Source organism: Bradyrhizobium campsiandrae (assembly GCF_014529705.1).
GTDB classification, from domain to species: domain Bacteria; phylum Pseudomonadota; class Alphaproteobacteria; order Rhizobiales; family Xanthobacteraceae; genus Bradyrhizobium; species Bradyrhizobium campsiandrae.
Window position 1 is genome coordinate 23,967 of sequence record NZ_JAANIH010000063.1, and the last position, 12,435, is coordinate 36,401.

The following is a 12,435-nucleotide window of genomic DNA, read 5'->3' on the forward strand; positions in this document are numbered from 1 at the left end:
TCTCACTTGCTCGAGGCCTGCGGCTGCTCGATCTTGGTCTGCTGCGGATCGATCTTCTGGCCGGGGATCACGCGCAGCAGCCCCGAAATGACGACGCGGTCATCGGGCTTCAGGCCGCTTTCGATCACCCGCAGGCCGTTGTCGGCTGGGCCGATCTGCACCTTGCGCTGTTCGACGACATTGTCCTTGTTGGCCACCAGCAGATAGCGTCCGCCCTGATCGCTCCCGAGTGCGGTGTCGGGGACGAGGAGAGCATCCTTCTCCTGGGTGAAGGGCACGCGGACGCGGACGAAGTAGCCCGGGAGCAGCACCCGCTTGTCGTTGGGCACGAGACCGCGCACGGCGAGCGTGCCGGTCGATGAATTGAGGGTCGGCGCGACGTAGTCGAGCTTGCCCTCATGCGGATAGCCGGTCTCGGTCTGGAGGCCGATCTCGATCGGGAATTGCTTGAGGTCGGCGGCGGTCAGCCCGCGGCGCGCGGCCTCGGCGCGGATGCGCAGCACGTCCTGTTCGTTGACGGTGAAGTTCACGTAGATCGGGTCCATCGCGACGATGGTGGCGAGCTGGGTCGGGGAGGAGACGCCGACGAGCTCGCCGACCGAGACCATGTGCGCGCTGACGATGCCGTCGAACGGCGCAGTCACCTTGGTGTAGCCGTAGTTGACTTCGGCGAGCTTGGTGTTGGCCTGCGCCTGCTGGAGGTTCGCCTGGGCGTTGTCGCGCGTCGAGGTCGAGGTGTCCAGGGTCGCCTGGGAGACCGCCTGGCGCTGCACCAGATCGACCTGCCGCTTGTAGTCGGCCTCGGCCTGTTTGAGCGAGGCCTGCGCGCCGGTCTCGGCCGCCTGCGCCTGCTCGAGCTTGAGCTTGTAGGTCTCCGGCTCGATCGTGAACAGCTGCGTGCCCTGCTTGACGAAGGTGCCGTCGGTGTAGTCGATCGTCTGCAGAAAACCTTGCACCCGCGCGACGAGATCGACGCTCTTGATCGGCGCGGTGTTGCCGGTGGCCTCGACATAGCGCGTCACCGGGCGCTGCACCGGTGTGGCGACGTCCACCTTCGGCGGCGGCGGCGCGACGAAGGTGTTCTTGTCTTCGCAGCCGGCCAGCGCTACCACGGCGGCCGTCGCGGCCAACGCTCGTCCGATATGTCTCCACGCGCGATGGCTTTGTTCAAGACGGGCGGAGTTCGCGCAGGTCATTCGGTGGGCCCCAGATGATTGTCTGTCGGTGCGGCAGGCTAGCAACAAACGGCCCGACGTGAAACACCATAGCCATGGCAGTCACAGCTCTTGCACTGCAAACGGTGACGTGACCTTTGACAGATTTGTCATGACAAACCGCTTTTCACCAAGCGCATGATCGACCAGAATTGTGTCAAAGGCCGTGTGACCGGCGCAGGGCGGGCAACGGACAGGCACGTGGACATCACAAGAAGAAGCGCGAGGAGACGATGACATGCCAACGCCATTCTGGTCGGCTCTTGCCGGGCTCGCTGTTGCGGCCGCGATTGCCATGCCCGCGCTAGCAGATGGCCTGAAAGGCGACATCGCGCCGACCGGCAAGCTTCGGGTCGCGATCGCGATCAGCCCGGCGGGGGGCGCGTTCTGGTCGACCAAGACCGAAGCGGGCTATGCCGGCGTCCCCGTCGACCTCGGCAAGGAGATGGCCGCGCAGCTCGGCGTCCCCGTCGAATATATCGTGTACCAGAATTCCGGGCAGATCACGGATGCCGCCGGTAAAGGCGCTTGGGACGTCACCTGGCTGCCGAAAGACCCCGAGCGTGAGGCCAGGATGATGTTCGGCCCGATCTACGAGGTCGCGGACGCCACCTATATCGTCAAGGCCGGTTCGAGCATCACCAATTTTGCCACGCTCGACCAGGTGGGCATCAAGGTCGCGGCCGTCAACGCCACGACCACGATGCGCGGCGCCGTCGCACATTTGAAGAATGCGAAGGTCACGGGCTACCAGACCTACGATGAAATCTTCGGGCTGCTGAAAAGCGGCGAGATCGACGCCTTTGCGCTGTCGCGCGACCAGCTCAACAAGATGGCGCAGGCGATACCGGGGACGAGGGTGCTGGACGAGACCTTCAAGAAGACGGTGACCGCCGTTGCTGTCCCGCCTGGCCACAGCCAGGCTCTGGCCTTCGTCAGCAGGTTCATGACCGAGGCCGTCACCAACGGCACCTTGCGCAAGGCCTATGACAATAACGGGCTGAAGGACGCGCCGATCCGCACTGAATAGGTTGGCCATAATGGAATTCGACTGGGCGCGCATGTTTGGACGTTGGATTGCAATCACGACATTGATGTTGGCCTCGATGATGCAGAGCGCTCGCGCCCAGCCGCTGACGGTCGACCCCGAGACCATCGTCCCGTTGCCGCCCGGGTTCGATATGGAGGTGCCGGCGTCCGACGTGGCTCCCGAGATCGCGCGCTTCCAGGGCGCATGGATCGGGACCTGGCAAGACGACCGGCACATCCTCGTGGTCGAGCGTGTTAGGGCTGACGGGCATGCCGACCTCGTCTTCGCGCGGTCGGACTCGGCCTTCAACGGCATGAATCGCGAATGGTGGCGGGACCAGGCGACGGTCGTCGACGGCGTGCTGACGATGACGGGATTTCGCATCTTCCGTTATGCCTTCGACGGACCTGATCGGCTGTACATGACGGCGACGCTCAAGAACGGGATCGTCACATCGGGGGCGCTGGTCCGCACCGATCCGGCCCGTCTTGCCGAAGGCGAGCGGCCGGTCGACTGGCCGTGGCCCGGCGAACGCTTGCGGATTCCGCACCTGACGGTTCGAACGCCCGACGGCGCACGGCCGATCACGCTCGAGGGCACGTTCTATCCGCCGTCAGGGCAGGGGCCGGCACCGCTCGCGATCTTCACCCACGGCTCCGACATCGGCCGCAATCAGCTCAGGTCCTGGTCGTTCTCGACCGAGGCCCATTGGCTGCGCGACAATGGATTTGCGGTGCTGGCGCTGATGCGCCGCGGACGCGGCAGCTCGGAAGGAATCAACGGCGAAGAAACCTTTGGACGCGCTCACGACGGCAGCCTGATCGACGTCTCCTCAGGTGTCGCCGAGGCCGTCGAGGATCTCGAATCCGCGATCGCCTTTGGTCGCACGCTCCCGGGGGTCAAGCCTGGCAGGGTGCTGCTCGCCGGCCAGTCGCGCGGCGGCTTCCTTGCCATGCACTATGCCGGCCTCAAGCCTGGAGAGGTGATGGGCGTGGTGAACTTTTGCGGCGGCTGGTACCCGTACGGGCCGGTGACGACGCCATATTATGCCAATGCTGGCCGCGGCGCAGGCGACAAGGTCAAGCAACTCTGGCTCTATACCGACAACGATCGCCTCTACAAGGAAGAGCTGATCCGCGACTATCAGCAGGCGTTTGCGGCCGCCGGTGGCACGGTTCGCTTTGAGCTGCTGCACGGCGTCCCTGGTGACGGCCATTTGCTGCGGCTCTATCCCGAGCGCTGGCGTGCGATCGCCGACCAGTTTCTGAACTCGCTCGATCGATAGCTGAAAGCTGGAGCAGCAAGGTGCGTGCGGCCCGTTGTGGCCCTAGCGCGGCCTGATCTCCGCATATTTCACCATCGCCTTGTCGAACTTCCGCTTGAACGGCCACATCGCGCCCAGGATCTCGCGGAAGCTGGCCGAGCTTCGCGCCCGGTCGACCTTTCCGAAGGCGAAGATGCTGTTGTTGCGCAGATGCTTCATGATGGTGGGATTGGAGACCCGGTAGTTCAGAAGGTCACCCGACTTCAGTGCTGAGCGCGTCGGCGCCGGGATGATCTGGATCAGCTCGAACAGTTTCATCTGATCGATCGGATCTGGCAACGTCTTCACGATCGCCGGGATCTCGGCAAACAGCTCCGCATGTGCGTTCATCAGGCCGTCGCGGACATTGGTCCAGTGATTGAAGCGCCGATCCGTGCCGCGGGACCGCGCCTCCTCCTTGTCGTCGCGCGCGTTCAAGGCGGGATCGGCGGCCGCGATCGTCCCTTTGATCGCCTCCCATTTGCGCTGGCCGTTGCGGTCCTCGGAGGGGCCAGTCTGAAAGCTGCCCATATAGGTGTTCGATCGCGCATTGCGGACGTTCTGCTTGCCGTTGGTCTCCGCATAGAACAGTCCGAGGCTGATGCGGCCCGCGGCCTCGGCGTCAGCAGGTCCAAGCCCTTTCGCGCGCGCAATCGCGGTGCCGAGATCGACGACGTCCTTGAACGGTGTCGCCGAATTCTGCGCGCTTGCCGGCGGTGCTTCCATGATGTCGAAGATGTCTGCATATTCGTCGACCAGCGGCTCGATGTCGGCATCGAAATAGGCCGGAGGAATCCCGAACTTGTTCGGTCGTCCGATCCGCGACCGCAGGACGTCGGTGAGATCCTTGAAGGTGCTGATGACGGCGACGCGCGCCAGATAAAGTGCCTGGCCCGGCAGGTTCGGCAACGGCTGCTTCGCCTCGATCTGGCGGCGCCGCTCGGCCAGGATCGATTTGAAATCGGCGAGCGCGCGATCATAGGCGGCTTGCGCCTCCGATTGCGCCGGCGTCAGCGCTTGTGCCGGGCTTGCGCCAGGTGCTGCGCAGAGCAGGGCAAGCGATGCATTGAAGTGACGTCGCGATAGCATCGCGGGGCCTGTCGTTGTCGATTCGGCGATTGTAGATCGTAAGTGTTCGCGCGGCTGTGGTCGAGGAAGCTCGTCCAAATCTACGTAGAATCACGGATGAACTCACCGGAGCTTACAGGAGCCTTACGAAACGTTTTTACGTTTCAGTAGTTTCGCGCCGGCACTATGAGGCTCTTATTTGGCGCGGCCTCCTCACGGGCAGGCTTGCTCCCTTCGCTACCATAAGTTCGTCGTGGCATCGTTTCCCGTCTTCGTTGCAGTTCGCCTCAATCTTTTTTCAAAGGGCTGAATACATGCCGGATATTGAGTTCATGCGTCGCGTTGGCCGGCTCGTATCGCGATACAAGCGCGACAGCGGTGCCAACATCGGCGTCACTTTTGCTATTGCACTCATCCCGATTATCACGTCGATTGGATGCGCCATCGATTACAGCATGGCGACTCGCATCAAGGCCAAGCTGCAGGGGGCGGCAGATTCCGCAAGCGTCGCCTCGATCTCGGTGAATTCTGCCGGCTACAACGCGGCGATGTCCATGGCGTCGAACGGATCGGTTGCTGCAGGCGTTGTGGAGGCAGACAATATCTTCAAGGGGAATGCCTCCGCTTTTTTCAACAGCTACACCAATCTGAATGAGACGAGCACGGTCACCAAGACCGGATCCAGGATGACCTCGTCCGTGCAGTTCAGTGCGGATGTGCCGGTCACTTTCATGCAGCTTCTGGGCTACCACAAGCTGACGGTGTCAGGTACTTCCTCCTCGTCGACGACCCTGCCGCTGTATCTGGACTTCTATCTGACGTTGGACGTTTCGGGTTCGATGGGGTTGCCGTCGACCACGGCGGAGGCCCAGCGCATGCAGTCGATCAATCCCGACAACTACCGGCAATATCCGACCGGCTGCACCCTAGCCTGCCATTTCTCGCCGCAGAACAGCGCCTGCACGGATTCGGGAACGCAAGGCTATCCCACGAACAATTACTGCTTGGGATATGCGATCTCGCGCGTTAGCCAGAGTGGGTACAGGGCGCTGCTCCAGACAAAGACGAGCAACCCCATGGGCGTTCAACTGCCATCGTCGATTGTCTCCGGATTGCCGAACTCGCTCTACTCAAATCTTACGACGGTGGCGAACTGCCCGACGGACGGCACTGATTCCTGCATTCAGTTGCGGCTTGATGCCGTCGGCTATGCGGTCAACCAGTTGTTCGTTACGGCCAACAACACCGAGAAAGTGGCGAACCAGTTCCGCATCGGTCTCTATCCCTTCATCCGCTACCTCTATTCGTACTTCCCGCTGACCAGCAGCATCAACGGCTCGATTACCAACCCGTCGACGATCAACTATGCTGCGGCCAACCTGGCGACGCTGCTCGATACCAACATGAACGCGAACCTCGGGTCGGGCGGGACGCATATCGACACCGCGTTGTCGAGCGTTAATACGCTGATCACGAGCGTGGGTGACGGCAGTGCTTGGAACAACACGTTGCCCTACGTTTTCCTTGTGACCGATGGTGCGCAGGATCCGCAGGTCAAGGGCGTCCCCAACGGCTCCTGGTCGGGCAGCAATCATGCCACGACGATCGATCCTGCCACCTCATGCACGCCGCTGAAAAACCGCGGCATCATCATTTCTGTGCTGTACATTCCTTATCAGAAGATCAATCCGGTCAACACGTCCTTCGCCGGGGATGAGGACGACTACGCCAACTGGAACATTCCGGACATTCCGACGAGCCTGCAGAACTGCGCCTCGCCAGGCTTCTTCTATACCGCGAACACGCCCGCCGACATCACCGCGGCGTTGAACGCAATGTTCAATCATGCAGTGCAGGAAGCCCGCATCACCAACTAACATTGCGTCGCCCGGTATGCCGGCGCCGTCTCCAGGAACTTGGCATAGGCATCCGCATCCGGCGGCAGGAAATGTCCCTTGAGGCCGCCGCGCTTGCTGATCTTTGCGCCGATATCGGTCATCAACTCGTCGAAATGGCGATAGTGATAGGGCGCGACGCACAGGCCGCCATAGACGCCGGCGGCCGGCCGCTCGACGCGCTTGAAGTGCAGCATCATCTCGATGTTGTCGCGCATCGCTTGCGCCGTCGGCTGGTTCGCAAGCTGTCCGTCGGCATAGCGCACCAGCCAGTTCGCGGCGAGATCGGCACAGAGCACGGTGCAGAACGACGAGTTGAAGCCGACGAAGCCGAGCTCGGGCAGATCGGGGTTGGCGATCAGGCGGTAGAGCCGGTACTGCCCGTCCGCATCGACCAGCTTTTGCTGGTAGCTGTCCGGCAAGAAGGGCACACCGAGCTTGTAGCCGATCGCGAGCACCGCGATATCGGCACCAACACGCTCGCCGCCGCTCATCACGATGCTGTCGCCGTCATAGTGATCGAACGTGCCGAACACCGCCTTGATGCGGCCGTCGGCGACCATCGGGTAGAAGCCCGGCGTTGCGATCGGCACCGAGCAGTTGACGCCATCCTCGATCCGTTCCTTCGGCACCATCTTGCACCTGCCAAGCTTGAGCTGTGCCTTCAACAGGCTCTCCAGCCCGCGCCAGTTGGCCCAGATCAGCGGCGCGGCGAGGCGGTAGGCGAGCCGCGACATCGTGCCGATGCCCCAGCCCGGAAACATCTCCTCCTGCGCGCGGATGTAGAGGATGCGCTTGAAGTTCACGAGGCCGCCTATGAAATAGGGGATGCGCCAGACCGGTTCGCGCATCACGATGGTGACCTCGCGCGCGCCTGATTTCACCGCGTTGACGGCGATGTCGGTCGCCGATTTCGATCCGCCGAGCACGACGACGCGGCGTCCTTTTGCGAGCGCAGGGTCGCTGTATTTCGACGAATGCAGGATCCGTCCGCCCTGCGCCAGGAAGCCGTCTTCGCCCGGGCAATGCAGTTCACGCGGCTCGTTGAACTGTCCGATGCAGACGGCGACGAAATCGAAATCCTCATTCGTGGTCGCGCCGTGCCTGGTCGTCAGCGTCAGTGTCCAGCCCGGTTTGCCGTCGGCGCGGCGCGCCATGCCTGCGACTTCAGTGTTGAGGCGCAGCATGCGATCGAGGCCGAGCTCCCGCGCATAGCCGGCGAGATAGGCGTGTACCTGCGGCCCGGTCGGCCATTCCGGATAGGTTTCAGGCATGGCGCGATCGGTGTAGCGATAGAGGTCCTTCGGGCTTTGCGTCTGTACGTCAGGATAGGAGCGCGCCGGCTCCCAGACGCCGCCGAGATCTCCGCTGCGCTCGACGATGGTGACGCAGTGGCCGCGGGTGGAGAACGCCTTTGCGGTGGCAAGGCCGGAGACGCCGGCGCCGATCACGCAGACATGCTTGGGGTTGACCATGGGAGGGCTCGCAATCGATGTGTTTCGCGCGCAAGCGGCCTCGTTCGGCCGCAAGGCGCGGCCGGCTGAGCTGCAAGCAGATGAAAGCGGACGAGGAGGCGAAGCGCCTAGTCGTTGGCCTCGGGCGGCAGGAAGTCGACCTCGTGCAGCGCCGAGATGCGCACGACCTCGGCCGGGTCGGTCAGATTGTGGAGCTGGTTGAACAGCGCCTCCAGCTTCTGCATCGGCGAGACCCAGAATAGCGCGCGGCACGGCTTGTCGGATTTGTTGAAATAGCCGTGCGGGATGCCGCGGGGCATGCGCACGAGATCACCGGCATGGGCCTTGACCCAGACGCCGTCGAGCTTGAGGTTGAGCGTGCCTTCCTGCACCAGGATGAATTCGTCCTGGGTCGGGTGGATGTGCACCGGCACGAATTGGCCGGGATCGCTGTTGGTTTCGAATGCGAAGGTGGAGTCCGTGACGGCCTTGGGGAAGTAGACTTGCCCAAGGATGTTCCAGGTCTTGCCGCCGTAGCCTGTGCCGTTTGCGGTAATGCCCTTTTCGAGTGCAGTCATGGCTCGCCTCCTGTTGGATTCCGGCGAGGATGGAGCTTCGGCCAGGCGCGGGCGGCTGTCTATCCGCCAAACGAATCCGGATATCGCTGTTGCCATGCAGCACGACGATTTTGCCGGCGCGGCTCTTTTCGCACCTTGCGAACTATTATAGGCTTAAAGCAATTCCGTGACGCGAAGCGTGGTCGACCATGTCCGCAGCCGTGCTGGAAATGAGCGCAAGGCCGCCCGTAGCCGAACGGCTTGCGGACTTCGCCCGCGTCACCACCGACGATGTTGATGAGGCCGCCGAGCAGATCGGTCGCATCTTCTGTCCGCACGATCTCAAGCCCGCGCAGGCCCGCGCTTGCGGCTTCTCGGCCCGGCACAATTGCGCTGATTTCGATGGCTTTTCCATCAACTATGTCGGCTATGGCGGGACTGTCAGCATCGATCCCGGGTGTCTCGACCGCTTCTTCCTCGTGCAGATCCCACTTGCGGGCACAGCCCGCATCTGTTCGGGCAGGAGCGGATTCGACGTCGCGCCCGCAAGGATGGCATCGCTGCTGTCGCCGACCATCCCGACCCTGATGACGTGGCGCGACTGTGCACAAGCGATCCTGCTGTTCGACCGCCGCATGGTCGAGCAACGCGCCGCGGCGCTGTCGGGCAGGGCGGCCGGCACGATCGAGTTCGATGCCGAGATCGACCTGAATGCGCCGTCCGGTCGCCGCCTGCAAACCGACCTTGCCGAGCTGATGATGCTCGCCGAGCGTCTCGGGCCGTCCGCCCGGCTTTCGCCGGTTGCATTGGCCGACTGGCGCGAGGCATTGCTCGATGGTCTGCTCGCCGGACTGCGGCATGACCTGTCGGATGCGATCAGGACGTTCTCCGGGCAAGCCGAACGCATGCCGCGCGCGCTTCGCATCGCGCGGGACTATCTTGCCGAAAATGCCGGTGAACCGCTGGACCTCGTGCAACTCGCCTGCGCATCCGGCATCGGCATCCGTGCGCTTCAGCTCGGCTTCCGCCGTCATTATGGGATGTCGATCTCGCAAATGCTGCTTGATATCAGGCTCGCCGGTCTCCACGCCCGGATTGCGCAGGCGCCGGCCGACGCTTCGATCACCGACATGGCTTTCGATCTCGGCTTTACTCACCTCAGCCGCATGGCCGGCGCCTACCGCGCGAAATTCGGTGAGGCACCGTCGGCAACGCTGCGGCGACGGATGAGCTAGCGAGAGGCGCCGGGAGTTCCCGGTCGCGATCGCGTTGCGCGGTCGTCGGACGCCTGCTTGCGCAGGAAGCCTTCGAGATCGGCCTGCACCGAATAGGGTGTCGGAATCGCATCGCCCGCGGCATCGACCGCCGTGTCGAGGCAGCGGCGCAGCATGCGCGCGAGCTCGGCCTTGCGATAGGGCTTTGTCAAAAACGGCGCGCCCATGGTGGCGCCGCCCGGCGTGTGCTGGGTGTCGTGGGCGTAGCCCGAGGTGAGCAGCACCCGGAGCGAGGGCCGCGCGGCCACCATCTGATCGGCGAGCTCGCGTCCGTTGAGGCCGCCGGCCATCACGATGTCGGTGAAGAGCAGGTCGAACCGCGTGCCGCTGGCGGCAATCGCGAGCGCCTCGGTCGCATTGGCGGCGGGGATGACCTGGTAGCCGAGGCTCTTCAGCTGCACCGTGACGTATTGGCGGACGTCGGGGTCATCCTCGACACAGAGGATGGTCTCCGTGCCGCCCACGATCTTACGCGCATCATAGCTTGCGGGGCGCAGCGCGCTGGTCTCGGCCTTCGGCAGGTAGATGGTGAAGACCGTGCCCTGGCCTTCTTCGGATCTGACCTTGATGCCGCCGCCCGACTGCTTGACGAAGCCGAACACCATGCTGAGCCCGAGACCGGTGCCCTTGCCGACTTCCTTGGTCGAGAAGAACGGATCGAAGATGCGCTCGACGATCGCCTGCGGAATGCCGGTGCCGGTGTCGGCGACCTCGATCTCGACATAATCGCCGGCATAGCCGGCGCCGACCGCGACGGCCTCGCGTACGCCGAACACGACGTTGCGCGTCCTCAGGGTCAGGCGGCCGCCGTCCGGCATGGCGTCGCGGGCGTTGATGGCGAGATTGAGCAGCGCCGAGGAGAGCTGCCCGCGATCGGCGAAGGCCAGCCAGACGTTGTCGTCGAACTTCCTGACGATCTCGATCTTCCTGTCGAAGGTCGCCAGCAGCAGCTTCGCGAGCTCCTCGAGCAGGTCGTTGACGTCGATCTCCGCCGGCTGCAAGGCCTGCTTGCGCGCAAAGGACAGCAGGCTCGAGGTCAGCACCGCGCCGCGATCGGCGGCTTCGCTGATCAGCTTGGTGATGGTGGCGAGCGGTGGGTTGTCCTTGACGGCGTCGGCGAGAATCTCGATCGTGCCCGTGATCACCGTGAGCATGTTGTTGAATTCGTGCGCGATGCCGCCGGTGAGCTGGCCGACCGCCTCCATTTTCTGCGATTGGATCAACTGCTCCTCGGCGGCACGCTTCTGCGTCACGTCCTTGACGAAGACGTTGATGATGGTGCGGCTGCCGAGGCGAAGCGCCGAGCTCGATACCTCGACCAGGATCTCGTCGCCGTTCCGGTGCACGAGGCTCACTTCGAAGCGGATACCGATCGGCGTATCGGACAGTTCCGGCAAGAGCCGCGTCATGCGTTGCTTGAAGCTTGCGCGCAGCGGCTCGGCGACGAGCAGCGCGACGACGTCGGCGCCGATCGCCTCGGTGCGCGACCATCCGGTCAGGGCCTCCGCCTGGAGGCTCCACTCCAGCACCTTGCCGGCGTCGTCGGTCTGAATGAAGGCATCGAGCGCAGTCTTGATGACCGCCTGCGTCATCTGCACGCTGTCGGCGCGTGCCTGCGCCTGCTCCGCCAATTGCGCGGCGAGGCGCGCCTGCTGCGACGTCGCGATCCTGGTTGCGCAGAGCCGCGCGAGCAACACTGCCACGGCGGCGCTGACGAGCAGCGCAACCATCTGGGCGGCGCCGAACCCAGGGCCGGAAACGACGAGCGCCACGGCGGTCACGACGGCCTGTGCGGCCATCGCTGCTGTCAGAAGCCCCCTGAGTGCCATGGTCTCCTACCGACGACGTCAGCCGCGGACCCCCAAAGTCCGCCTGTCAAATGAGTCCGGCTTCCTGTGAGCTACAGACTCCCTGCGGCGACGTCGAGGGCAATTTCCGGCGGTATCGGGGCGAGGTTTTCGGGCTCAACTTGCCGGCGAATCGGTCTGGCGCAACGTCGTGACCCAGACCACGCGCGCGGCCTGTTGCGTCGGGTTGTCGAACATGTGCGGTACGATACTCGGGAAGCGGAAGCTGTCGCCCGCTTCGAGCACATGGGCCTGGTTGTCGAGCCACAGCCGCAGGCTGCCGGAGAGGACGTAGCCGGCCTTCTCGCCGGTATGCTGCAGGAAGTCGGTGCCAGAGGAGGCACCGGGATTGAGCGTGAGCTCGTAGAGTTCGAGCTGGCCCTTGCCTTCCGGGGTGAGCGCTTCCTTGACGACGCCGCTGGCGGTGAGCCGCAGCAGTCGCCGGTTGTTCTTGCGCACGATGTAGCGCTGCACATCAGTGGGATCGCTGGTCTCGAAGAAATAGGAGATCGGCACGTCGAGCGCGATCGAGAGCAGGCGCAGCGTCCGAATCGAGGGCATGGCGCGTGCGCGTTCGAGCTGGCTGATCATGCCGGTGGAGAGGCCGGTCTTGTTGGCGACGTCCTGGATCGAGAGGCCGGCGCGCTGGCGCAGGAGCCGCACGGTCTCGCCGAGGCGCTGGTCGGTCGCATCCTCGGCTTCGATCGCCGGAGCCTCCTTGGTGTGGTTCGAGTCGCCGCGACCATCCATGCCGCTTCTCCCATGCATCGTCTTGGCCGCGGACCGCGTCGAT

10 protein-coding genes are annotated in these 12,435 nt (G+C 63.8%); 4 read left to right on the forward strand and 6 right to left on the reverse strand.

Annotation, left to right across the window (positions count from 1 at the left end; genetic code table 11):
- Positions 1 to 2: 2 nt before the first annotated feature.
- A complete protein-coding gene (locus tag G8O24_RS33435; RefSeq protein ID WP_188106799.1) occupies positions 3 to 1,196 on the reverse strand; it encodes an efflux RND transporter periplasmic adaptor subunit in 1,194 nt (397 codons plus the stop codon).
- 256 nt (positions 1,197 to 1,452) lie between these two features.
- Here G8O24_RS33435 and G8O24_RS33440 point away from each other — a divergent pair, with 256 nt between their 5' ends.
- Together G8O24_RS33440 and G8O24_RS33445 are read left to right on the forward strand one after the other, a co-directional pair.
- Positions 1,453 to 2,244, forward strand: coding sequence for an ABC transporter substrate-binding protein (locus tag G8O24_RS33440; RefSeq protein ID WP_188106800.1), 792 nt, complete (start codon positions 1,453 to 1,455; stop codon positions 2,242 to 2,244).
- Between the two features lie 76 nt (positions 2,245 to 2,320).
- A complete protein-coding gene (locus G8O24_RS33445; RefSeq protein ID WP_244646146.1) occupies positions 2,321 to 3,529 on the forward strand; it encodes a serine aminopeptidase domain-containing protein in 1,209 nt (402 codons plus the stop codon).
- Between the two features lie 42 nt (positions 3,530 to 3,571).
- Here the strand turns inward: G8O24_RS33445 and G8O24_RS33450 are convergent, their stop codons facing one another.
- Positions 3,572 to 4,636 carry a hypothetical protein gene (locus G8O24_RS33450; RefSeq protein WP_188106802.1) on the reverse strand — a complete coding sequence of 355 codons (1,065 nt, stop codon included), beginning with the start codon at positions 4,634 to 4,636 and terminating at the stop codon, positions 3,572 to 3,574.
- Between the two features lie 293 nt (positions 4,637 to 4,929).
- Here G8O24_RS33450 and G8O24_RS33455 point away from each other — a divergent pair, with 293 nt between their 5' ends.
- Positions 4,930 to 6,492: a TadE/TadG family type IV pilus assembly protein gene (locus G8O24_RS33455; RefSeq protein WP_188106803.1), complete on the forward strand. Its 1,563-nt coding sequence runs from the start codon at positions 4,930 to 4,932 to the stop codon at positions 6,490 to 6,492.
- Here the strand turns inward: G8O24_RS33455 and G8O24_RS33460 are convergent.
- Positions 6,489 to 7,985, reverse strand: a complete 1,497-nt coding sequence (locus G8O24_RS33460; RefSeq protein WP_188106804.1) for a flavin-containing monooxygenase — start codon at positions 7,983 to 7,985, stop codon at positions 6,489 to 6,491. The two genes, G8O24_RS33455 and G8O24_RS33460, sit on opposite strands and share 4 nt — an antisense overlap.
- Before the next feature lie 107 nt (positions 7,986 to 8,092).
- Positions 8,093 to 8,542 (reverse strand): cupin domain-containing protein, encoded by a 450-nt coding sequence (locus tag G8O24_RS33465; RefSeq protein ID WP_188106805.1) that lies wholly within the window; start codon positions 8,540 to 8,542, stop codon positions 8,093 to 8,095.
- A gap of 188 nt (positions 8,543 to 8,730) precedes the next feature.
- Here G8O24_RS33465 and G8O24_RS33470 point away from each other — a divergent pair, with 188 nt between their 5' ends.
- Positions 8,731 to 9,756 (forward strand): AraC family transcriptional regulator, encoded by a 1,026-nt coding sequence (locus G8O24_RS33470; RefSeq protein ID WP_188106806.1) that lies wholly within the window; start codon positions 8,731 to 8,733, stop codon positions 9,754 to 9,756.
- On the opposite strand, the gene G8O24_RS33475 is transcribed toward G8O24_RS33470, so the two are convergent.
- On the reverse strand, positions 9,753 to 11,624 hold the full coding sequence (locus tag G8O24_RS33475) for an ATP-binding protein (RefSeq protein WP_188106807.1): 1,872 nt from the start codon (positions 11,622 to 11,624) through the stop codon (positions 9,753 to 9,755). The two genes, G8O24_RS33470 and G8O24_RS33475, sit on opposite strands and share 4 nt — an antisense overlap.
- A 135-nt stretch (positions 11,625 to 11,759) precedes the next feature.
- Positions 11,760 to 12,392 (reverse strand): helix-turn-helix domain-containing protein, encoded by a 633-nt coding sequence (locus tag G8O24_RS33480; protein WP_188106808.1) that lies wholly within the window; start codon positions 12,390 to 12,392, stop codon positions 11,760 to 11,762.
- Positions 12,393 to 12,435 lie beyond the last annotated feature (43 nt).